20 protein-coding genes and 3 pseudogenes are annotated in these 21,647 nt (G+C 58.6%); 15 read left to right on the top strand and 8 right to left on the bottom strand.

The window, feature by feature from the left end; genetic code table 11:
• Positions 1–347: 347 nt before the first annotated feature.
• The 4 genes and pseudogenes from AC0L2V_RS12230 to AC0L2V_RS12215 all read left to right on the top strand — a co-directional run bounded on the left by AC0L2V_RS12230 (position 348) and on the right by AC0L2V_RS12215 (position 3,929).
• A complete protein-coding gene (locus AC0L2V_RS12230) occupies positions 348–1,439 on the top strand; it encodes a hypothetical protein (protein WP_473520200.1) in 1,092 nt (363 codons plus the stop codon).
• A 376-nt stretch (positions 1,440–1,815) separates the two neighbouring features.
• On the top strand, positions 1,816–3,066 hold the full coding sequence (locus AC0L2V_RS12225; RefSeq protein ID WP_473520199.1) for a zinc ribbon domain-containing protein: 1,251 nt from the start codon (positions 1,816–1,818) through the stop codon (positions 3,064–3,066).
• A 58-nt stretch (positions 3,067–3,124) separates the two neighbouring features.
• Positions 3,125–3,283 (top strand): annotated as a pseudogene (locus AC0L2V_RS12220) (DUF4236 domain-containing protein); the annotation flags it as partial.
• Positions 3,284–3,401: 118 nt separating this feature from the next.
• Positions 3,402–3,929, top strand: a complete 528-nt coding sequence (locus AC0L2V_RS12215) for an SH3 domain-containing protein (protein WP_473520198.1) — start codon at positions 3,402–3,404, stop codon at positions 3,927–3,929.
• Here the strand turns inward: AC0L2V_RS12215 and AC0L2V_RS12210 are convergent.
• Positions 3,920–4,288: an SH3 domain-containing protein gene (locus AC0L2V_RS12210; protein ID WP_473520197.1), complete on the bottom strand. Its 369-nt coding sequence runs from the start codon at positions 4,286–4,288 to the stop codon at positions 3,920–3,922. The two genes, AC0L2V_RS12215 and AC0L2V_RS12210, sit on opposite strands and share 10 nt — an antisense overlap.
• A 472-nt stretch (positions 4,289–4,760) precedes the next feature.
• Between AC0L2V_RS12210 and AC0L2V_RS12205 the strand changes: the two genes are divergently transcribed.
• Positions 4,761–5,264 (top strand): vWA domain-containing protein, encoded by a 504-nt coding sequence (locus tag AC0L2V_RS12205; RefSeq protein WP_473520196.1) that lies wholly within the window; start codon positions 4,761–4,763, stop codon positions 5,262–5,264.
• A 364-nt stretch (positions 5,265–5,628) separates the two neighbouring features.
• On the opposite strand, the gene AC0L2V_RS12200 is transcribed toward AC0L2V_RS12205, so the two are convergent.
• The 7 genes from AC0L2V_RS12200 to AC0L2V_RS12170 form a co-directional block, all read right to left on the bottom strand.
• Positions 5,629–5,841, bottom strand: coding sequence for a hypothetical protein (locus tag AC0L2V_RS12200; protein ID WP_473520195.1), 213 nt, complete (start codon positions 5,839–5,841; stop codon positions 5,629–5,631).
• A 61-nt stretch (positions 5,842–5,902) separates the two neighbouring features.
• Entirely contained in the window at positions 5,903–7,171 is a 1,269-nt protein-coding gene (locus tag AC0L2V_RS12195) for a hypothetical protein (protein ID WP_473520194.1), read from the bottom strand.
• Positions 7,172–7,743: 572 nt separating this feature from the next.
• Complete coding sequence (locus AC0L2V_RS12190) at positions 7,744–7,947, bottom strand: hypothetical protein (protein WP_473520193.1); 204 nt, start codon at positions 7,945–7,947, stop codon at positions 7,744–7,746.
• Between the two features lie 542 nt (positions 7,948–8,489).
• The gene (locus AC0L2V_RS12185) at positions 8,490–9,140 is read right to left on the bottom strand and encodes a hypothetical protein (protein ID WP_473520192.1); all 651 of its coding nucleotides are present in this window, start codon (positions 9,138–9,140) and stop codon (positions 8,490–8,492) included.
• Entirely contained in the window at positions 9,137–10,288 is a 1,152-nt protein-coding gene (locus AC0L2V_RS12180) for a ComEC/Rec2 family competence protein (protein ID WP_473520191.1), read from the bottom strand. Before AC0L2V_RS12180 ends, AC0L2V_RS12185 begins: the two co-directional genes overlap by 4 nt.
• 155 nt (positions 10,289–10,443) lie before the next feature.
• On the bottom strand, positions 10,444–10,647 hold the full coding sequence (locus AC0L2V_RS12175; protein ID WP_473520190.1) for a hypothetical protein: 204 nt from the start codon (positions 10,645–10,647) through the stop codon (positions 10,444–10,446).
• 45 nt (positions 10,648–10,692) lie between these two features.
• On the bottom strand, positions 10,693–11,064 hold the full coding sequence (locus AC0L2V_RS12170) for a hypothetical protein (RefSeq protein WP_473520189.1): 372 nt from the start codon (positions 11,062–11,064) through the stop codon (positions 10,693–10,695).
• Between the two features lie 638 nt (positions 11,065–11,702).
• Here AC0L2V_RS12170 and AC0L2V_RS12165 point away from each other — a divergent pair.
• The 10 genes and pseudogenes from AC0L2V_RS12165 (at position 11,703) to glmM (ending at position 21,476) form a co-directional block, all read left to right on the top strand.
• Positions 11,703–11,840 (top strand): hypothetical protein, encoded by a 138-nt coding sequence (locus tag AC0L2V_RS12165; protein WP_473520188.1) that lies wholly within the window; start codon positions 11,703–11,705, stop codon positions 11,838–11,840.
• A gap of 14 nt (positions 11,841–11,854) precedes the next feature.
• Positions 11,855–12,043: a single stranded DNA-binding domain-containing protein gene (locus AC0L2V_RS12160; RefSeq protein ID WP_473520187.1), complete on the top strand. Its 189-nt coding sequence runs from the start codon at positions 11,855–11,857 to the stop codon at positions 12,041–12,043.
• Positions 12,015–12,404: a hypothetical protein gene (locus AC0L2V_RS12155; protein WP_473520186.1), complete on the top strand. Its 390-nt coding sequence runs from the start codon at positions 12,015–12,017 to the stop codon at positions 12,402–12,404. Before AC0L2V_RS12160 ends, AC0L2V_RS12155 begins: the two co-directional genes overlap by 29 nt.
• 299 nt (positions 12,405–12,703) lie before the next feature.
• Positions 12,704–13,414 carry an endonuclease/exonuclease/phosphatase family protein gene (locus tag AC0L2V_RS12150; RefSeq protein WP_473520185.1) on the top strand — a complete coding sequence of 237 codons (711 nt, stop codon included), beginning with the start codon at positions 12,704–12,706 and terminating at the stop codon, positions 13,412–13,414.
• A gap of 883 nt (positions 13,415–14,297) precedes the next feature.
• A pseudogene (locus tag AC0L2V_RS12145) lies at positions 14,298–14,545 on the top strand (Tn3 family transposase); the annotation flags it as partial.
• 152 nt (positions 14,546–14,697) lie between these two features.
• Positions 14,698–14,834 (top strand): annotated as a pseudogene (locus tag AC0L2V_RS12140) (phenazine biosynthesis protein PhzF); the annotation flags it as partial.
• Between the two features lie 886 nt (positions 14,835–15,720).
• On the top strand, positions 15,721–17,580 hold the full coding sequence (locus AC0L2V_RS12135) for an ABC transporter ATP-binding protein (RefSeq protein ID WP_473520184.1): 1,860 nt from the start codon (positions 15,721–15,723) through the stop codon (positions 17,578–17,580).
• Positions 17,581–18,708: 1,128 nt separating this feature from the next.
• Positions 18,709–19,509, top strand: a complete 801-nt coding sequence (locus AC0L2V_RS12130) for a YggS family pyridoxal phosphate-dependent enzyme (protein WP_473520183.1) — start codon at positions 18,709–18,711, stop codon at positions 19,507–19,509.
• 15 nt (positions 19,510–19,524) lie between these two features.
• Positions 19,525–19,782 (top strand): hypothetical protein, encoded by a 258-nt coding sequence (locus AC0L2V_RS12125; RefSeq protein ID WP_473520257.1) that lies wholly within the window; start codon positions 19,525–19,527, stop codon positions 19,780–19,782.
• A 341-nt stretch (positions 19,783–20,123) separates the two neighbouring features.
• Positions 20,124–21,476 carry a phosphoglucosamine mutase gene (gene glmM / locus AC0L2V_RS12120; RefSeq protein ID WP_473520182.1) on the top strand — a complete coding sequence of 451 codons (1,353 nt, stop codon included), beginning with the start codon at positions 20,124–20,126 and terminating at the stop codon, positions 21,474–21,476.
• Positions 21,477–21,647: the final 171 nt, after the last annotated feature.

Here is a 21,647-nt window from a genome sequence, read left to right as displayed (position 1 = left end):
CTTTTCAAAGCGGCCGGCTTTGGCCCGACGGATCTTGACCATCGACCGGACTGTTGGCGAACACAGCGCCTGGCTCGGGCAATGGCTTGGCTACCCTGCTTGTTGCGTGCGCGCTGCGCGACGGGTTGGTGAGGAAAACCTGGATTCGTGGTCCAAGCGCCTGTCCAACCGGCGTCATGTCGGAGATTTTGCCCTTACCATCGTCTGCGGCTACGCGGCTGGCCGAGCCCTTATCAGCCATATACCGTGCTCGCCTAACTGTTCTGCATCACGGCACTTGGCGAAACAGGTCCTGGCGAAACCGAGCACTATAACATTGCCGACACTGCCCAGATTGCGAGCCCTTCATGCTGACGGCCGTCGTCGTTCCCTGTCTCGATGAAGAAGCGTCGCTAGCCGCGACATGCCTTTCCCTGGGCTTCGGCGCCGGGGCGGCAGTCGCAGACAGCGTCCTGGTGCTGGTCGACAACGGGTCGACCGACGGCACCCGTGGCGTTATGGAGGCTGTCAAGGAAGCCAGCCCAGCACCGGTCCTGCTGGGACAGACCTTGGAACGCGGCTATGTCCCGCCGCGACATCTTGGCGTGCTCATGGCCAAAGCCTTTGCTGCCGAGCGGGGGCTTGTCGATGACGAGCTTCTGATCCTGCAGGCCGATGCCGATACTCTCTATGAGAGGGGCTATCTCGCCGCCATGAGGTTGGCCGCTCTTTCTGCCCCGCTCGATCTGATAGAAGGGGTTGCCCGCCCTTCGGAAACGTTTTTGAACGGCCATGCCGGTTACAACGCGTACTGCGCAATGGCCGATGATGCGGTTTCGAGCCTCTTTGCAGCTGAGCAGGACGAAGTCATTGTCGACGACAAGGTGGCGGGATTTCGCCTGTCGCAGTATTTGAGATGGGGCGGACATCAACGGGAGTTCGATCGCCATGGTGATGAGGTCCACGCGGAGACGTCACGGCTCTTCCTGCGCGCAAAGACCTATGGCGCCGGGCGTACCCGTTGCGCAGGGGCTGTGGCTTACCCGTCGCGGCGCAGGATCGAGGCTGATCCCCTTGCAGCTTTCGTAACGGCCGGCTTTCCGCGGGAGCTCCGGTGGCGCGAACGATGGGCAAAATCCCATCCTGCGTCCCTGTCATTGGCGTGGTTTGATGGCGCACAATTGGGCGAAGAGTTTCTACAAGCCATTTTCATTCGTCAAACTCACGACATCATTCTGTTCGCCTTGATGCCGGCGCAAGTGCAACTGGCCCTTGGCCAGCGCTCGGCGATCTCGCTCGCACGGTCTCCTCTCGCCCCTTTGCTTGAAAAGGTGGACATCAGCGCCGACTTGTTGAAGACGGCGCCAGGACGGCTTTTCGAGGCCTTCTTCACATTGGCCGAGCTCCAACCCAGTCTCTTCGAGGATTGCATAAGCAACGCGCTGCGTGAGCTGTCATAGAAGACTGGCGATGGGACTTTGACCATTCACGATTTGAGGCCAGTTCAGGCGGTCGAGGCCACGCCGGTTAACAGCGCGGTCAAGCTCCTCGTCGCTCGAACACCGGCAACGCGGAGTCTGCGCCGGCCTTCGGTCAATCGTGTCGAAAGAGGCGATCGGGGGTATGGGGCTTAAAGAACCCCGCTTACCGTCGATTCAAAATCCTATCACCGGGTTGGAGCCTGCGGCAGGTGTTTCCAGTCAAAATGGAGGGTAACCATGCGTCGCTAACAGGAATTCTGCGGGCAAAGAGCAAATCATGCCAACTAGCTGTAGCGATTCATCAAAAGAACGCTCATCACAGCCAAATGTTTGAACAGTTTTAGGGCACCGGCGCGTGCAATTTCACATTCCGATTCATAGGATCAAGCTTCTTGTGGGTGGTGCCGCCCGGACGAGCATGGCGACGTTGCGAACAATCCATGCCTCGGCCCGGCGCTTCCCGTGGGAGTCGCTGTGGAATGCCGCGCAAGGTATTTCGGCCCTCATCGTTGGCCTCTTGGCTATATGGGCGTTCTTCTTCAGCTCCCTTCCCGAGATACTGGAGAAGCAGCTCCGAACCGAAGTGGTTTCGATCAACGAGGAACTCATTGAGGTTCGTCGCAACAAAGCCAGGTTGGAGGACGAGCAAATCTCGTTAAAGGCCGCGAACGATGCTCTGGTGAGCCAGCGCATATCGTTGACCGGCCAGGTAACGCAACTCAACGAAGAAGCCTTGAAAGCTGCCAAGGAGGCGGAACGCACCGCCCAGGCCAACCGGACGCTGAGCGAAAAACAGACCGAGCTGACAAACTCCCTGCAGCAGCTGGAAATGCAGCGATCCAAGCTGGCCAAAGAAGTCGAACAATTGCGCTCTGATCGCGAGGCCTACGCCAAAGCGACGGGGACGACTGTAGCCGCCAAAGTCGCCGCGATGGGCTTATATGAATTGGCGGTGCAGCATTACATCGCCGGCGTCTGCTCGCGCTATGGTGAGCATCGGAAGTGGATTGCCGACAACAGGCGGTTCCTGGAGGTGAAGGCCGAATGGGAGAAGCAGCCGTTCGACCAACAATACAGAGACGATAACCCGGTCTTTAAGGAATATTGGAGGCTGCAAAACCTGGCCTTCGCCAAACCGAATATCTGGATCGGAGAGCCGACAAAACCTGTGTTGTTGCCCGGCAACGAAAAGGCCGTGATCGGAGGGTTCCTAGCGACTTACCTGAACACCGAGGATTTTGAGAAACTCAACAAGTACCTGCTTGGTCATCTCTTCGACCGAACCGTGGCGGGGAGGGGAGCAAAAGTGCTCACCGGACGCGAGGTGGTTACCAGGATGAAAGGCTATGAGTTTCTAGATCAATTGCTGCCCGAGGAGCGCACCGCTCTCAACAACACCCTTGATCAGTTCCTTGTATTGAACCCTTTACTGGCGGACCTTCAGATCAACGTCGTGTTCGCGAAAGAGCCCAAGGGTGATGAAATCATCCGTGCCGGCCGCAAGGTATTGCCAAACATTGAGCGCTTCCAGGATGCCCTCAAATCATATCTTGCGCGGCAGGAAATACCGTTGCCGGTGCAGCAGACCGACGTCGGGACGCCTTAGGGTTGCTTCGCAAGTGCCCTAACGCTAATGTTCGCTTTAAAGTACGCGCGGGGGCGCAGTGGGGTTTAGATACAGAAAGTCATTGAGGCTTATTCCTGGCGTTCGCCTGAACGTCACCGGGAAAGGGTTCAGCAGTGCCTCCTTTGGCAAGCCCGGCTCCACATTGAACATGGGCCGTGGCGGCATTCAGAGCACGGTTGGTCTTCCCGGCTCGGGCATGTCCTACTCTTCCAAGCGCAGCGGCAAATCAGCTCTTTTTCTGGGTTTATTGATTGCAGCACTCGTGGCCCTGATCTACCACGCTGCCAGGGGGGAGCCGTGCGGCCCAAGTCTCCTTGCTTGTTATCGGCGTGGTCGGTGTGGGCGCGATCGTGATGGCCCAGAATTCCGATACAAAACCCGGCGCTGCGCCAAACCCGACATTGGCACCCCGAACCGAACGCCAGGTACCAGGGCAGCCCCAAACGCTGCAGCAGGCAAGCCGGGATGTCCAGCCTTCGAATCCGCCGCCATATGTGGAAGCAACCAGGGGGCCGGTTCAGCAGAACGCCCCGGTTGCCGATAGCTGGCCCACCTCCGCTGATGATCAGAAAACGCCAAGCGCGTCATCGGTGGGCGATGTGGGCACCTCGGTAGCTGTCGAGCCGCCGACAGGCGAGCAATTCCCAACCGCAATCGTGACCAGGACCGCAAATGTCCGTTCGGATCCTTCCATGGCCGGAGCCGTGGTGGGTCAGGTGCCGGCGGGCACCGCTCTGACAGTGGTCGAAATCAACGCTCGCTGGGCGCGGGTCAGCAAGGACGATGTCACTTTGGGGTGGATCAGCCGGTCGCTCCTGGCGGCGCAACCTTCCTACCAGTAGCACACCGGGCTCCTGCCGCCAGGCCTGCTATAGGCGCTCCGGCCCCCACACAAACGCCCGTTGCGCATCAGGTCGTATGGGCAGTCGCATCTGCCAACCACGGCGTCTCTAACAGGATCGCCCGAGGCATGCTCCGAAACGGTGCCGTCATCTGGTGCAGCCGCTGGCGCGACCGGTGTGGTCGAAGTCAGCTCGACTGGCTTCGCCTCATTGAGGTAGTCGCCATGGATCCATCCGATCCTCGCGGAGACCGTCACATTGTACCAGTCTCCTTGTTGACCGTTAGTCTGGACAAGGTCGCCTATCGGAAGCGTGGTGATGATACGCGCCCCGGTGTCCGGCGCGACCCTGACACGCACTTTTCTGGTGGTGTACAGCCAGCGAACCAACGTGGCGGGGTTGGGCTTCTGGGCAGCCACTGCGTCGGGCTTTGCATAGGCAATCGAGCTGTTGCTCGGCTGCACCTGAGGCGCCGCGGTGGTGGTTGCCGCGGGGACCGCGGGCGGGGCGGGGGTGGCGATCGGGCATCGATGCTCGACATGGCCCAACCGATAGCACAAAAAACCGCGATGCTCCAGCCGATCCGTTGTTGGCTGACCATTTCACCCTCCCTGCACAATACAAAACAGAGCAATCCGCGAAAGTCGAATCGATGGGCGGCTAAATCTCAAGTCAATTGACAGCAGAAACCGGGTATCTGCTACCTGCCGAATGCCGGGAGACCCGGGGCTTGCGGGAAGCGATATTTCGGCGAAAAGGCGAGTAGATGTCCAACCAATTTGATCAGATACCGTTTGGGGCTGCAGAGTTCGCGGATAATCCAGAACCTCGATGTCCTGCCTTCTTCTGCTGGACACGTCCTATCGCATGAATGGAGCGCCGATCGACGCACTGAACCAGGGCCTTGTCGCCTTCAAGGACGAGCTCGCGGCCGACAGCCTGGCGATGAAACGCGTCGAGGTCGCCATCGTCACCTTCGGGCCGGTCAATGTCGTCGCGCCGTTCCAGACCGCTGACCTGTTTACGCCTAGTAAGCTGGCGCCCAGCGGCGACACCCCAATGGGTGCGGCGATCGAGCAGGGCCTAGAGATGTTGCGGCGTCGCAAGGATGAGTACCGCGCGAACGGCATCTCCTATTACCGGCCCTGGGTATTTCTAATGACGGACGGGGCGCCCACGGACAGCATCGTTGCTGCTGAAAAACGCGATCAAATCTGGCGAGGCTTCGAAGGCATTTTCGTTCTTCGCCGTTGGCGTCGAGGGTGCCAACATGGACATCCTCGCGAAGCTTTCCACTCGCCAGCCTCTAAAGCTGAGTGGCCTCAAGTTTCGTGAGCTGTTCTCATGGCTGTCTGCATCGCTGTCGGGCGTCTCATAGACCAGTATGATCAGTGCCGCTTCGCTCGGGTGTGCGTCTGGCTTGGTCCGATTGGCCAGTTTCGCCCACTGGAGCCTCGGTCGCGTAACTTGCACCACGATAGTGTTCGACGCTGAGAGCACCGGTAGGTCATCTGGCGGGAACAGGCCTTTAAGGTTCTTTCGAAAGAGGCGGTTCAACCGGCCGGGGTGTGGCTTTCACGTTTCCGATGGTTGCTCAATGCCGCGCAGACAGCATCGAAGTTCTTCTCGTTTTCCGGGAAGCTTATCATAGCGCTCCGTTTATGCGGCGTGATCAGTCTCGACGCCACCGTTCGGCGTGTCAAGATGGCGGCTTGACAATCACCATATCCCATTCGCCATTCCCGCGCTCGCTGGAGGCGTGGTGAATGAGGACCTCATATTCGGGGTTGAGTGACAGAAACGCCTTCACCGAGCGATCGAAGGCCAGTATGCTTGGCCAGTTAGTGCGCTCTGGCGACAGAACCAAATGGCCATCGGTCTCGGTGATCTTGCAATCCGGCAGTGAGATCATTTCTTGCTTTCCGCGCTTGTTAGATAGCTCGACCTGGCGTTCGGGTGTCGGATCGCGACAGTTAGCCTTCATCCGTCTGTAATCTCTTCAAATCTTTGCCGGTCAGCGATATTTCAGCTCCTGGCACTTTTAGGTTCACTCCCGAGGCGCGCCCTAATATCGCCGAAGCCAAGTAATCAGCCGGGTGCATGTCAGCTGATTCATCCTTTTCCCCCCTCGCAAACAGATTGCGTGAGATGGTTTCAAGCAAGTGTTCTGGCATTGACTTTTCCTGAGAAAGCCTCCACTCCAGCGCCGCCTCAACAACCCAGCTCGCTCGATCAATGTCCAAATCGAACTGCTTAAGTTGAAATTCCGCGTCTGCGTATCGCTCAAACCATCTGTTCATCCAGCGCAGATACCAGGCAATTAGGCCGAGAAGCGCGACAGTCAGGCCCACAGGCTTCAGACCTGCGATTATAACCTGAGCCGTCGTAGCGCCGGCAGGAAGCGAGCTCAGAGCGTTCGCGTAGTACGCAAGAAAGCCGACCAACACCGCCGATGAGCCGATGACACCCAAATGGATCGGAGTCCGGTTGCTTTTCGTCTCTGGCGTAATTTGGAACTTGTTTGAGCGTGCAACGATCTTCGATTTCAGCTCTTGGTGAAGCTCACGCCGCGCATGTGTGTTGCTGCGGTCGTCTAAATCTTTCTGCCGTGCCGCCAGTTCCTCTTCTGTCCTTTGCAGAGCTCGCTTTGCTTCCTCGATCGTTTTTTCCGCTTTCGTCTGTCGAGTGGCGACCTGTGCATCAAGCTGAGCGTTTCGTTCGTTATATTCCTCCTCAAGTCTGAGGCGAACCGCTGCCGCTTGCTCACCAACGTTGGCCACAGTGCGCTGCAACTGCTCGATCATCTTCTGATGCGATTTCATGAGCAGCGTAAAAGATTGGGAATTATGAAACAGCTTGGCATTCTGGTCAGTATTTGCCAGAAATGAATCGCTGATTATCTGGTTGAGACGCGACACTTTCTCAGGCGGAACGCCGTCCTTCGGGTTGTTTGTGATGCTCAGAACATCGAAAGCAAAATCTGCATTTGACGCGATGTTCCGTTCAACGACGAGGTTGAAGTTGGCAGCGCCGATAGTAGCCGAGTAGATCGTATATCGATCCGATGAAGCTAGCGGATGCGTGCGCCATTTTTCATCGCTAATCGGAAACTGCTCACCCCGCGCCGATCCAATCTCACTAATGCTGCAACTGGTTGCGTCCACCATTTCAGACGCTGATTTCAAAAAGCTAAGAAGATCGGCGTCTCTAAGACGCGGCACCTGAAATTTATAGTCGGCCATTTTTCCCCATCCCATACCCGAGGGGCAAAGGTAGACCATTTAGGATCTGGGGACGCAACCCTGCGCTGAAAGCTTTGCTATGGAGCCTTGCCACCGGCTGGGCGATCGGGCTGGGAGTGGCCGCCGGTTTGCCGATGGCGGCTGAAAAGTAGATCGCCTGCGCATGCCAAAAATTTGATTGCCGCTGACCTTGGCGGATCAGCTCGTCAGATGTGCAATGCAGGATGCATGAGGTTGCCGATTCGGAGATCGAAGCCCTCGCGCCCGATCTCTATGCGGCTTCCTATACTTTGCGTATGGGGCCTAATGCCGTGGGTGCAGTTCGCTATCCCATAGCGTCGTGCGGGTTGAAGGCAAGCTGGTTGACATAACGCCTAACCAGGCATCGCAGCGCTACCTTTATCGAGCACCGGGGGAGTTGGAAGCTTTTCGAGGCGGCCGGCTGGCGGGGAAACATCTATCACCAGATCAGGCGTTTGGAACGCGCTAGCAGTTCGCCCGCCGGTCTCTCTCCTGGCTTGGGCGACTACTGCCATCGGGAATCTTGGCAGGTCGTCTGGCACCTTCGTCGCTCACCACCATCCGAAAGATGCACCGAACGGGTGAACGCCGGCCAAGAGCGCTCCTACGGCCGCCGTCGATGCGAGGATCAGTTCGAAGCCTCGCAAAGTGATGCGCCGCTCGAGCAATACGCTCTGGCCGCGGCGGTACAGCCGGCCGTCATCGTCGATCTGAAAGCCATCCATTTCGTCGATGCTGATTGTTCGTGGAGCCATCAGGTTCGTTCCTTCCTCAACCTCACGCCGGCGCCGCCGCCTTCCTCCGGGATGAACTCAACGCCGGCCGCCCCCGAGGGAATAATTTCTAGCTCAATCGAACTTCGGCGGGGGTGACGGTTTCCATTCTGTCGCTGCTTTCAGATAGCTCACGCCCCGGCTCCGGCCGGTTTGCCGACCAGCAAACAGTTTCGGTTTATGGACACGGGCGGCATCCGGCTAAATGCCGATAGCGTGACCCTTGAAGCCGGCGAAATCAACGAATTCGTCAACATGATCGACGGGGGGCTGTATGGTGCGCCGTCGAACTAAAATTATGCGATCGTGGAAGCCGTCAACGGTCTCAATGTCGCAAAAATTCGATCCGACCCTTACCGCCAGCGCGGTCGGGTATTCGCTCAATAATTTGGGCTTTGGCGCTCTGAACACCGGCCAATACAGTTTCGCCGCGCTGTGGAAATGTGACGACGGCGTGAGCTGGAAGGTGTGCTCGAAAGAACGCTATCGGAACGCGCGAGGATGGGAGCGACATGGACGCCGGCTCAAACGGTTCTGGCTGACTTGCGCGCCAGAACCGTTGTTACCAAGCGCACGCCATACGTTGCTGCCGAGTGGCGAACAACCAAGAACTGCAGCAACAGAACAGCGCAATAGATGAGCGATACCTTAAGGGATTGAACCATGAAAATCGTAGCGGTCCCAAAGCCGACAAGAAACAGGAATGAAAAAGCGGCGTAGTCCCGCGTAAACAGAAATTCTCTGTGAGCATGAAGGATAGCGGCCTCGGACTCCACGTCTTTGTAAAGCCGATACCACTGGCGATTTTCATCACCCGGCGTTTCCGGAAAAGTACTCCCCAAGGAATCTCGCAGGCGGGACATATCGATGCGAGGATCTGTCGGTCCATATTCGCTAAATGCTCGATGTCCTGGCAATGCATAATGCCATCGAAAGAACACTAGGCGCGCCTTCGCGGCAGCGTTCAGAAGACCGTTTGCGATTGACGTAACAACAAGCGCTAGGCCAACCGGAAGGAGGTTTGCGGCTCCCACAAGCAGGCCCTTGAAGCCGGAAACCGCGAAAGCGTCAGACTGAGCCACGGCATAGAACAAGGCAAAATTAGCGGCGATGGTGAGCCAAAGCTGCCAGCGGTTTTGATCCTTCAACGAGCGAGGCGGCCCGCCCGTGGTCACGTGTATTCCTCGACCCGGGTGTAGAAAGGCAGGCCTTCCGCCACGTCGTATCCGGCACGTGGTGGGAAACCTCCCCAATGTACCTTGCTCACCCCTTGCGTTGCTATGATGTGGCCGCCACGGCGCTTAAATGCGTTTAAAACTATCTTGCGGGGATGCCTCGCATCGTCCTTTGGCGCGGAAACAAAGGCACTGAAGCGAGATGCCGAACCTTCCGCCTGAATTTCTCCGAACAGGCGTGTCAGGATCGTAGGTCCCACATTTCGGCGACTGCCGTGGTGGGGAATTTGCACAAAGCTGAAATGCTGAAGTGGCAAACCAACGCTCTCGGCATAGATTGCCGCCCATCGCAAACCATTGACCCCTGTATCTCCGGTAAGAAGCACGCGCGCGTCGTCCTCGAAACTGCCGTAAAGCACGACACTCGATTCGTTGCTTGCACTAGTGACACCGCCATCTTTTAAGCGCTCGCTATCCCAACTCTCCGTCGTCCAACTCTGCATCGCGGCTTTCGCCGCTTCCAAGATCTTGCGGGCAAGCGATTCCTTGCCCAGCCACATCTGGGCACCCTCAATTGCGGCCTGGTCAGGGTCGGGCGTCTTCTCGAATTGTGGCAACAAATAGTTGTACGCAACGCGGCTAGGCGAACACACTCGGAAAGGGCCGATGTCCACTCCCTGGAAAGGAAAGAAGATGTTGCAGCCGGCCTCTACAGCTAGATCGTAGATTTCGCTGATCGTTCCATATTCGGCCTTGATGGCTTGCTTTAGGCCTTCTGCCGTCCACCGTTTGTCCGAAAATAGGTGTCGGGATTCCTCGGCAAGCAACCATGGGATATGCATCCAGAGATTTCGCACCGGAATTTCACTCAAGACCGTCCGCAATCCAGACGCATGGTCCGCATCGGAATGAGTGAGCACCACGTGCTCCAACACGGGAAATGGCCCAAAATGCTTTTTTAGGTGTGCGACGATGTTGTCCCCGGTTTCTGCATGTCCACCGTCGACCAACATCAGCTTATAGGCGATGGCGTCCCCGTAGCGGAGTACGATGGCGTCGCCAGCGTTTGAGCCGGCGCCAACCGGTAGAAACTCGACCTCGCAAGGCATAATTATCCCCCGGCCGCCACTATAATAGATGGCGTTCAAGTAGTGCAACGTGGATTGGCGATTCCATCAATCTCCACTGGCCTCCACCGGTCTACACCGGGTCCTCTACCGGGCCGAGACAATAGAAAAATTCGTGACTTCCAAAGAGCGCACCAAGACGCGGGATGATGAAGCTGGCCGAAGATAAACTGTTGTCATCCAACGCGCCCCTCAAGGTCGTTGAATTTTGTTTCGAGGTCCTCGACCTCGCTCTCGGTGTCGGAGATGAGGCTCTCGACTGCATCGCAGAGGGCTTCAAAAGCCCCTTCCAACTTGCCACCTTCCTTAAGGCTCTGAGCCTCCCTTAGTTTTTTGCCGGCCTTGGAGAACGCAATGTACTCGATTTTAGGCAATGCCATTCTAGACCCTTTGCAGCGAGATGGTTGTGAGAGAGGTTCAGCCCTTCAGGTAGCCGGAGCATCTTCGTCCTCTTTCCAATGGTAGTTACCCGCGATTTCATGCAGAGCCCGCTTCAGGTTTCGCAAAGCGGTTGCTTGCTTCGCGCCCCAGGGGATGTTCTTTTCGGCGTACTTGTTTCGGCCCTTCGCCTCTATCGAATCGAGGCCGATGCCGTCGAGCAGTCCCTTCGCTCGAACTACTTCGAGCAGAAACTTTTCACGGATGTTCGACAAGTTCGTAGATGCTGGATGAAGGGACCGCATCATATCGATGTAGCTCCTCATCACCGGAAAATCGGCCCGTCGAATATCCGACTCAAGGTTTGAAACCCGCTTTTCTAGGCCCGCCAAAAGCCGCTGAAGATCCACGTCTACCATTATTCCCTCCGGCCAACCGAACCCGGATCAAAGCACCGTGCTTGATTCGAGTCGATCCCGCACGCCATCTTAATGGCAGCGTTGAATGGGCACTATGCGCAATTTATATGGGACGGATAGATACCCCAAGAAGGAGGCCAGTCAGTGGTTAACCCTCTTCTGGATCCCGAGGTCGCGGACGAAGCGCCAAGCGAGCCCTACCTTACCCCATACGACTATAAACGCGTCGCCACGTATATGTGGCTGCTGGACGCCGCCTACGACGACGAGGATTGGCGCGTGGTTGCCAGCTCTGACGGCTGTGAAGAGCCAGGCTGAGTCGACTGTCCAAGTACCAAGCAAGTCAAAAGAGCCAGCCAGAGATACTTTATGCTTGCCTCGAATTTGCCGACCAACTCATAGAACCATTAGCTTTCTCGATGTGCCTTTGGGATATTCTCCACAGGGCGGCCAACTCGGGAATGGAGTGACAGGCTGCCTTGATGTCATTGTGAGGCTCTTCCGATCCGTTTGTACGACAGGCCGGACTGTTTTTGAGACATTAATACGTTTTATCGTCTTGCGGTTGGGAGCGTTGTTCTATCCTATTGTTGATTTCGAGAGATGGGCACAAGTCATCGATTTTAGGGGAGGGGGAAATGAAACATCGCCTGGTCTGCATTCTGACCACCGGAGTGTTCCTTGCGGTTCCAGCCTATGTTCACGCAGCCGAAAAGCTGACAATTCCTCAGATCAAGGTTCAACGCACATCTCTCCCCATGCTCGATCGACGGTGATCATCGAGGGAGCCGTGACCCACATTTTCGGCAACAATTTCATTGTCCGAGATGAAGCGGGGGATGGCGCCGACGCAACTTCGGACAGCATCATCGTCCGGCGCAAAGCGACCGGCTTGACCGTGGGTGACCGGGTGCGTGTGGAGGGCGTGGTTCACGAGTTCAATGAGAACGATGCCGCGGACAACAACAGATATCAATGATGCCGTCTTCGAGAGACTTTCTTCAGGCGCGCCTCTACCGCCTGTGGTCATTGGAGCGGCTGGCAGGTTGCCGCCGACCGATATTCTCTTCATTTCGGAACACAGCGCCGACCCGGAAAACTCTGGCGCCGGTTTCTACGAGAGCCTGGAAGGCACGTACGTCCGGATCGATAATCCGGTTGTTGTTGGTCCGACTAACGACTTTGGCGAGTTCTGGGTCGTCGCCGACGGTGGCGCCGGCGCTTCCGGAATGAACTCGCTCGGCGGCATCACCGCTACACCCGGCGACGCCAATCCTGAGAGAACCCAGATTCAAGGTGACGGACGCTCAGAAGCCGCAATTCCAACACGCGTTGGGTGACACTTTTGTCAGTATCGAAGGATACGTGACCTACGATCGAGGGCTTTATGAAATTCGGTTGGCAAACACCACCGGCGCCAATCCAAAAGCGTGGGCGCCCGAACCTATCGGAGAGGCACAGGAAGACAATGTGCTGACGATCGCTGGCTACAATGTCGAGAATTTGGATCCCGTCGTCGAGGCTGTCGACAAGACGCCCGTCAACGATCCGGATGACGATGTCGGCGTTGGAAAATTCAGTTCGATTGCAGAACACGTTGTCAAGCTTCTAGGCTCGCCCGATATCGTCGCTGCAGGAAATGCAGGACAACGACGGTGCCCAATATGGCGAAGTGGTCGCGGCCGACCAGACGCTCAAACTTCTGGTCGACGCAATCGCTGCGGCGGGTGGTCCGGCCTATCTGCCGCTCTCTATCGACCCGCTCGATGACACGTCAGGAGGCCAGCCCGGAGGCAACATCCGAGTCGCCTACCTCTACAACCGCACGCCTTACCCCCGACGCCTCGACACCAAAGCAGATCGATGCACCTGCTTTCGGCCGGAGCCGTCTGCCCTTGGTCGCGTCGTTCAGATTCCGCGGCAGCGAAGTAACCGTCATCAACGTTCATCTCTCGTCGAAATCCGTAGCGGTGGCGCCTATGGGGCCATCCGACCACCGATTGACCCCGCCGAACCGGCGCGTATCGCACAGGCTCGGGCGGTGCGCGACTTCGTTAGAAGTCTGCCTGCAGATAGCAATCGGGCAGTCGTCGTGTTGGGAGATTTCAATGCGTTTTGGTATGAGACCCCATTGCTCCTGCTGACCGGCAGCGAACCGCAATTCAAGAATCTTGCCCTCGACGAGCCGCCTTCGGAACGCATCAGCTACGTCTTTGACGGCAATTCGCAATCGCTCGATCACGCATTAACCCTGCTGGGGCCAGGACACTCGGCCACCATGAAAACGCTGCACGTCAATTCGGTGCAGCCGGACAGCCGAAAGTCAGCGACCACGATCCGAAATTGGTGAGATAATGTTTCAGTGAGAAGTCGAGCGTCTGTGCAGTAGGGGCGAGGCCCTCTGTACGATCTCCCTGAGCTCGGTCTGCACACGAAGAGAAGCGTAATGCTGCGTCGAGACTTATCAAACTCGGAATGCCCGCAATGCTTCCGTTGGCAGGTTGCCGAACTACTGAGGATTTGGAGATAGCGGGCCGCTCCATTGACGCGCATTGTCATGTGTTCATCGCGTCCAACCTGTGCGCTTCAGCACTGAAACCGTTGACAAGCCATTCTCATCATTAACTGCAAAGCGACAGCACCCGGAGTCGGGCAGCGCGCCGAAAGGACCCCGCCGTCGTATGAACTGGATCCCTCATAGTGCGTCGCAACATTTTGATGCTGCACTGCGGAACTTTGCGGCAAGGCGGGAGTTCTCTGTGCTTCTAGCAAGCGAGGGCTCGATGAGGCGCTACAAGATTCTGCCGTCGGAATCAGGGCTGTGGTCTGTGATCGATAGCCTGACAGGGCTTCCCGCCGATAGATACGGTCAGCCGCTCACCGGGCTGACCCGGTACGAGGCCGAAGAGGCTGCCTTTAACCTCAGCGAGAGCACTCCGCCATGGATGGCCTTGGTCAGACGTCGCAGACGTTAATCAGGGCTGCCGATTCCACGGATGGTCGGACGCGATGCGCCTCCCACTCTCACCACACCCAATCGCGTAGCCTCTCACCTCTTCCTTCTGGATGCGTGCGTCATGGCAGGGGGCGCATGTGCTCTCCAGTTCGCCGTAGCATAAGAGCCGGACCGTCGCGGTGCGCCACCAGATGGTTGGCGACCGTGGCCGGAACCGTCCCCCGTTCTCTTGCCGATGAAGTGCGGGGTGCCCGACACCAAAATGAAGCGCGAGCTCCCGAACCTTCTGCCGATCCTGACACGGCGATCGACCTGGAACCTCATCGAGCAGCAGTATGACGAGTTGATCAAATATGCGGCGGCCCTGCAGCACCGCACGGCCGATGCGGAATCGATCCTGCGCCGCTTTGCGCGGGCGAGCGCGCAGCGCCCGAGCTACAAGGCGCTGGCCCAACTCGGCAAGGCAATCAAGACCATTTTTCTCACCGCTATCTCGGCTCGGAAGCCTTCCGGCGCGAAATCCACGAAGTGTCGCTTGGCAGTAATGGTGAGAACGCAGTCGTTCGGTCAGGTTTGGCAGTTTATTGCGAGAATGGCGTAGCTCGGATTCTCCATTTTTTAAGTGCAATCGCATCAGTGTGAAGGTCATGAATCCTTTTAATTCTATAAACCGGAATTCCGCTTGCAGTGGTGCTGAACTCCCTGGCGAGGCGACCGGCACCTTCGTGCTGGAGGAGAATTCGGACCGGTGCGTTGCGCGGTGAGCAAGCACGACGGCCCGACCTTCGACGAGTTCGATCTGGCGAAACTGCCGCTCTTTCGCAACGTGGTCGATCTTCAGCGACAGCCTAGCGACCCCGGCTTCTAAACGCCGTCATGGAGTAGCTCCTGCACTCGTTCGACCGAAATGTCCGATGCAAAGATCAGGTCGTGAGGGAATGCCCGTTCCCCGCAGATGATCGGCAGTCGCTCGATCGCGCGACGCACGGGATCGGCTTCTTCCGTGAACCAGCAGGTCGATATCAGAAAAAGGTTGCGGCGGTTACCGCGAACCCATGGCTGGCGCAGCAAGCGCTCTTTTCAGCAAGCGCCCTGGTCGGGAGCCGGTGAGGATGAAATTCGGCTCGGGTGCAACGATTACATGCTCGAGGTTCCATTCGGTCTTCCCGAGCGTGTGTATGTCCGAAACTGAACATGAATGTCGGAGCCCCACCCGCTGGCCGTTACAGCCAGGCACCGGCTGGCGAGCAAGCGGTGGAACGAAACGGAGCGCAAATCCGGCACGCAAATTGCTTTGATCTCGTAAGTGAGACGTTGGCAGGGCGTCGTGGAGGACCGAGAAATCAACCAGGAGCGTGCTCGATGCCCGCAATGAGACGGCCAGCACAGGACGATGAACCCAGCCACACCTGGGGAACTGGACCGCTATAGCCAGCCGCGGCGCCTCCTCATAGATCGCGCCTCCTTCAGCCAAGCCGTCCACCAGCACTACGAGGGCCACCCTATGCAGCTCTCGAACGTGGCCACAGCGCGCATGTACATTCAAGTGCGCCCCTCAGCCTTGCGTGGTCCGCTCGAAGCGCGCCAGGAACGCATTGTGTGTGGACGAGGAACGTGCGCTTGGCAGTTCAAGGGGCGAGCGCTCTCGCACTCCTCCGATGCGCCGCACCCATTCTTCTGATCAGTCGGTTTGACCCGCCATGTCGCCTTTGCATTTCATCTATCGTCCCTTTGAGACGCTTATCCGCCCGCTGGATATCCCCTACGCACCTTTGCCGGCAACAGGTCCGTTTGCGCTGCTTCTGCATTTCGCACGCATGTTCCGTGGCGCCTTGGCGGCCATCGCCGTCTTCATGATGGCGGTCGAGGGAATCAACCTCGCGGTGATCTGGGGCATGTATATCATTGTGGACGGGGTGAGCACGAACGGTGCGGCGGTTTTCCTTGAGGAAGCTTGGCCTATGCTCACGTTCCTCGGCCTGCTGATGTTCCCCGTGCAACCGCTGCTGATGTTCATCGCCAAGGCATTGGGTTCCCAGGCAGTGTCCGTATGCATGCCCGCGGCTATGCAATGGCATGGCTACAAGGCGGTCGAACGTCAGGACCTTGCATTCTTCCACGATCTCTTCGCCGGCCAGGTGGCGTCGCGCATTTCGCAACTCGCCGCCGCCGTGCAGCAGCAGATCGTCGTAGCGTCTTCCAGCATACCGTATTTTCTCGTGCAGTTTCTCGGTTCGCTTTCGCTGCTTGCCACGCTGTCCTGGCCGCTGGCGCTTCCGGTCTTTTTTTGGATCGTGGCGAACGTCGCAGTCGCGGTTGTGGCAGTGCCATATTTTGCCGTGCGGTCCCGCCACTCTGCCCGTGCGCGCAGCCTCGTCGTCGGCGCCATGACCGACCTCTACAGCAACATCCACGTGGTCAAGCTGTTTGCGGCCGAAGACAGCGAGGCGGACGCAATGCGCACCATCATGGGAGATGCCATCGAGACGCAACAGCTTGAACGGCGCATCCGCTTAACAACCGACACCAGCGTCGTCCTGCTGAACGTCCTTCTTTCGCTGACCAACATCGCCGTCGGGCTCTGGGGACTCGTGGCCGGTTTTGTCACCACCGGCCAATTTGTTGCTTCAATCGCACTCGTTCAGCGGCTCAACGCCAACTCCCTGGCCTTTCTCCAGCTAGGACAGCAGATATTCCAGGCTGTGGGCACGATACGCGACGCGATGCCGGTCATCACCACGCCTTCAACGGTAACCGATGTCTCCGGAGCCAGGCCGCTGGCCGTTATCGCCGGCACGGTCGGATTCAGGGGTATCCGGTTCGAATACCGGCAAGGAAAAGGGGTAATCGAGAATCTATCGCTCAGGGTCCGCGCCGGCGAGAAGGTCGGGCTCGTCGGCATGTCGGGGTCCGGCAAGTCAACGCTTGTCAGCCTGCTTCTGCGGTTCTTCGACGTAAACGATGGCGCAATCTTCGTCGACGGCCAGGATATCCGTTCGGTGACGCAGGCAAGCCTGCGTCAGAATATCGCGGTCGTGACCCAGGATGTCTCGTTGCTCCATCGCTCTGTCGGGGACAATATCCGTTACGGCCGGCCGGATGCCTCGCCGGAGGAGGTCGAACGCGCCGCAATGCTGGCCGATGCTGACGGTTTCGTGGCCGATCTCAAGGACAGCGAAAACCGCACCGGCTACGATGCTTTCGTCGGTGACCGCGGGGTGAAGCTTTCTGGCGGCCAGCGTCAGCGGGTCGCCATCGTTCGGGTGCTGCTTAAGGACGCGCCAATCCTCCTTCTAGACGAGGCGACTTCTGCCCTGGACAGTGAAGCCGAGGCGGCGGTCCAAGAAAAACTCGAGCTTATAATGGAGGGCAAGACGGTGATCGCCATTGCCCACCGCCTGTCGACGATTGCCAGCATGGACAGGATCGTCGTGCTCGACAAAGGGCGCATCGTTGAGGAGGGCTCCCCCTGGGAGCTACTCAAACGCGACGGCCTGTATGCCCGCCTGTGGCGGCGGCAGACCGGCGGCCACATTGCCGACAGTTCCGAGGAGAGATAAGCCGACTGGAAGGTCGTTCGTCACGGCTCTGCGCTGCTCGCAATGCTTGGCTGTTGTCGTAGAGAGCGGGCATGTTCGCGTTAGACAAATCTCGGCTTTCGCCGCCTTCGTCGCAAATGTGTGGGAATGGGCGACGAGATTGCCACAAGAGCTCTTCGGTTCTATCGCGAGAAGCTGACCGCCCGCGGCCGTGCCGATGCTGGTACCGCCGAGTCTTAAGCAGTGGTGATCGCTCGACTTCGTCTCCGACCGTTCCACATCCTCACTGTCGTCGACGATTGGACGCGGGACACAAAGCGCGCTGCTGAGGCGGTGCCCGAACGTGCAAGGACACAGAAGTTTACGATACGAGGGGTGAGCCGAGTCGAAAAACGCATTGGAAACTCCGTCTGGTGCAATCCGGACCGGGTCACAAGGTGGTACAAGAGTTGAGTGACGCAACACCGCTGGTTAATTGCGCCGGTGCTATCGCGGCCTCTGGTCCGCAACGGCGCAGGCAACACCCCGAGGAGCAGGGGCGCATGGCAGATTGCCCCAACCGGCTCGACGTCGCCATGCTCGACGAGCTTCGGGAATTGGGGTCAGCGAACGCATGACCGGCAGGGCTGGGGGGTGGCTCGTTTGCCGACGCCACTGCAATTGGCCCCGCAACGGGGTCGCGAGCCGGAATTCAACCAGGCCGTTCGCCCTAAAACTGATCCAGCTCAAGGCAGCCCACCGCTACCCATGTAGAACGGGCAACGAGCGCGGTGCGCACCAGACAAAGGGCAACGACCAAAGCCGTCCTCGACATCGCATCGGAGTTCAACGTCTTTGCACCAATGCCCAGGAATGGTCGACGCGACAAACAACTCCCCGCGTACAGGCGCTGAGAGCCGCCGACGTTTAACGGAAAGTCACAAACGGGCTATCCCGATCCCCGGGGGGCCAAGGAGCCCGCCCCATGAATCGCTGCACATCATCAGTTGCAATTCTTGCTTTCGCCACCGTCTGCACATTGTCTGCCGTCGCAACGGCGGCGGATCGGACCATCTATGCAGCGCCCGACAAGAGCCTCGTGTTTCTTAGTGGCGTCGGCTACACGTGGCTCAAGGCCAACGAGCTTGTCTACGACAGGGGCAGATCACAATGGGCACGAACAATCCGCCGCTTTCGCCCGAGGACGTCGAACGCTTCGGGCCTGATCCCCTTACCAGCTTCCGCACCAATCTGGCGTCGGTTGAAGAGCGCATCACGCTTGCTTGCGCGCGGGCCGGGCGCGACCGTGCCTCGGTGCGGTTGCTGCCGATCACCAAGACGGTGCCGGCCCATATCCTGCGATATGCCTTCTACGTCGGCATCAGCACCTTCGGCGAGAACAAGATCCAGGAGGCAATGACAAAGAGCGAGGCGCTTCACGATCTCGCCATCGACTGGAGCATCGTCGGACATCTGCAGACCAACAAGGCCAAATATCTGACCCGCTTCGCGCGTGAGTTTCATGCGCTCGACAGCCTGCGGCTCGCCGACCTTCTGAACACGAGGCTGGACCGCGAAGATCGCTTCCTCGACTTCTATGTGCAGGTCAACACGTCTGGCGAGGACAGCAAGTTCGGCCTCCATCCGAACGCACTGCTGCCCTTCGTGGAGACCCTCGATCAGTTTCCCCGTCTCCGGCCATGCGGGTTGATGACACTTGCGCTGTTTTCCTCCGACATGGCCAAGGTGCGGCCTTGCTTCATTCTGCTGCGCCGACTGAGGGACAAAGCCGTGAAGCACAACGCCGCGCTCACCGGGCTCTCCATGGGTATGACCGGAGACTTCGAGGAAGCCATCGAGGAAGGCGCCACTGTCGTGCGCGTCGGTCAGGCCATCTTTGGCAAGCGGCCGACGCCTGACGGCCACTACTGGCCGGGTTTCGCCCCCACCGATCGAGGAATTGAACCATGATTTTTCGCGAACGGCCTGTCTGCTTTTCCGATCACCCCCGCCGATCGTTCCGGCCGAGTCGACGTTGACGCGCTATGGAAACTGGTCAGCCGGCTGATCGCGGCTGAGGTCGATTCCATCGGCCTGCTCGGTAGCACCGGCGTTTATATGTCACTGATGCGTTCGCCAATCATCAATGTTGCAGAGATGGGCGCAGCGGCGAAGCTGCCAATCTCCCTCCTTGCGGGGAGATGGCCGGCAGGCCAAGGCGAACCATTCCAGATACGCTGTTGAAGCATATCTCGCCGCTGAGTTGGGAACCTATCAACCTGACAGGCATCTACACCTGGGACACCGAGCATCAGATGCCCGAAGGCTTTCGAACCCTTAGGCTACCGACCCCAACCCGGCGAGCCGCATGAGTTTCACGATCCGTTCGGGCTTAGCGCAAGATTTTGTACAGCTCTTGTCCTCACCCCAGATTGTGAGCTAAGGACACCTTTCGTCCTGACAATCATGGTATCCTGCAAAGAAGATGCGGAGTGGCAAGCGGCCAGTCACTCGGACACTGGCTGCCTGTGGGAATGTCCACGAGGCGACACTTGGGTGAATCATATATAGGCACGTCGAGTAAGATGACGAGACGATATTTCGGAACGGACGGGATCCGGGGAGGGGCCAACAAATTTCCGATGACCGCCGAGGTTGCGATGAAGGTCGGCATGGCTGCCGGCCTATCGTTCCAGCGCGGCCACCATCGCCATCGCGTCGTGCTCGGCAAGGATACGCGGCTGTCGGGCTATATGATCGAGAACGCGCTGGTCGCGGGCTTCTGTGCCGCCGGCATGGATGTGTTCCTGCTGGGGCCGATTCCGACGCCGGCGGTCGCCATGCTGGCGCGGTCGCTGCGCGCCGATATCGGCGTGATGATCTCGGCCTCGCACAATCCCTATTACGATAACGGCATCAAGCTGTTCGGCCCCGACGGCTACAAGCTGTCGGACGAGATCGAGATGCGCATCGAGGCGCTGCTCGACCAGGATGTCGACATTTCGCTGGCCGACGCGGATGGGCTCGGGCGCGCCAAGCGCGTGGACGGCGTGCACGACCGCTATATCGAATTCGCCAAGCGCACTCTGCCGCGGTCCATGTCGCTGGCGGGCCTGCGCATCGTCGTCGATTGCGCCAACGGCGCCGCCTACAAGGTGGCGCCGGCAGCGCTTTGGGAACTCGGCGCCGAGGTCATCACCATCAACAACGAGCCGAACGGCTTCAACATCAACGAGGAATGCGGTTCGACGCACCCGGTGGGCCTTTCCAAGAAGGTCCATGAAGTGCGCGCCGACATCGGCATAGCGCTCGATGGCGACGCCGACCGCATGGTCATCGTCGACGAGAACGGCGCTGTCGTCGACGGCGACCAGATCATGGCGCTGATCGCCGAATCCTGGCATCAGAGCGGCCGCCTGGCAGGCGGCGGCGTCGTCGCCACCGTCATGTCCAATCTCGGCCTCGAACGCTTCCTCGGTGAAGCCGGCCTGCAACTTCACCGAACCCAGGTCGGCGACCGTTACGTGGTCGAGCACATGCGCGCGCATGGGCTGAATGTCGGCGGCGAGCAGTCCGGCCATGTCGTGCTGTCTGATTTCTCCACCACCGGCGACGGGCTGGTCTCGGCGCTGCAGGTGCTGGCCTGCATCAAGCGCCAGAACAAGCCGGTCAGCGAGATCTGCAAAAAGTTCGAGCCGGTGCCGCAGCTCTTGAAGAATGTGCGCTTTTCCGGCGGCGAGCCCCTGGAGACGGGGCCCGTCAAGGCCGCGATCGAGGATGCCCGCAACCGGCTCGGCAAGTCCGGCCGCCTGGTGATCCGGCCTTCCGGCACCGAGCCCCTGATTCGGGTTATGGCCGAGGGCGACGACCAGAAGCTGGTCGAGACGGTGGTGAACGACATCGTCGGCGTCATGGCCGAGATCAAGACCGCTGCCTAGACGTTATGGCCGTGGTGTGATTGGCGGCCCGCCCTTAGTCTTTGCGGCTGTATAGCAAACGGGGGTTACTCGGGAGGGTTCTGTCGCAAATCGTGCTTTTGGTTACAACGGGACGCTTTCGCGCCGATGATTTCAAGCTCTCGGCTTCTGAGCTCGCCCGCACGGGACCCG

This window comes from Mesorhizobium sp. WSM4814 (genome assembly GCF_055811595.1).
This window is presented reverse-complemented; position numbering and strand designations above follow the sequence as displayed.

Bases quoted from the DNA above. Each gene is read 5' to 3' on its own strand.
- AC0L2V_RS12230 (WP_473520200.1), top strand. From the start codon at position 348: ATGCTGACGGCCGTCGTCGTTCCCTGTCTCGATGAAGAAGCGTCGCTA.
- AC0L2V_RS12205 (WP_473520196.1), top strand. From the start codon at position 4,761: ATGTCCTGCCTTCTTCTGCTGGACACGTCCTATCGCATGAATGGAGCG.
- AC0L2V_RS12200 (WP_473520195.1), bottom strand. From the start codon at position 5,841: ATGATCTCACTGCCGGATTGCAAGATCACCGAGACCGATGGCCATTTG.
- AC0L2V_RS12195 (WP_473520194.1), bottom strand. From the start codon at position 7,171: ATGGCCGACTATAAATTTCAGGTGCCGCGTCTTAGAGACGCCGATCTT.
- AC0L2V_RS12190 (WP_473520193.1), bottom strand. From the start codon at position 7,947: ATGGCTCCACGAACAATCAGCATCGACGAAATGGATGGCTTTCAGATC.
- AC0L2V_RS12175 (WP_473520190.1), bottom strand. From the start codon at position 10,647: ATGGCATTGCCTAAAATCGAGTACATTGCGTTCTCCAAGGCCGGCAAA.
- AC0L2V_RS12170 (WP_473520189.1), bottom strand. From the start codon at position 11,064: ATGGTAGACGTGGATCTTCAGCGGCTTTTGGCGGGCCTAGAAAAGCGG.
- AC0L2V_RS12165 (WP_473520188.1), top strand. From the start codon at position 11,703: ATGAAACATCGCCTGGTCTGCATTCTGACCACCGGAGTGTTCCTTGCG.
- AC0L2V_RS12155 (WP_473520186.1), top strand. From the start codon at position 12,015: ATGCCGCGGACAACAACAGATATCAATGATGCCGTCTTCGAGAGACTT.
- AC0L2V_RS12150 (WP_473520185.1), top strand. From the start codon at position 12,704: ATGCAGGACAACGACGGTGCCCAATATGGCGAAGTGGTCGCGGCCGAC.
- AC0L2V_RS12135 (WP_473520184.1), top strand. From the start codon at position 15,721: ATGTCGCCTTTGCATTTCATCTATCGTCCCTTTGAGACGCTTATCCGC.
- AC0L2V_RS12130 (WP_473520183.1), top strand. From the start codon at position 18,709: ATGGGCACGAACAATCCGCCGCTTTCGCCCGAGGACGTCGAACGCTTC.
- glmM (WP_473520182.1), top strand. From the start codon at position 20,124: ATGACGAGACGATATTTCGGAACGGACGGGATCCGGGGAGGGGCCAAC.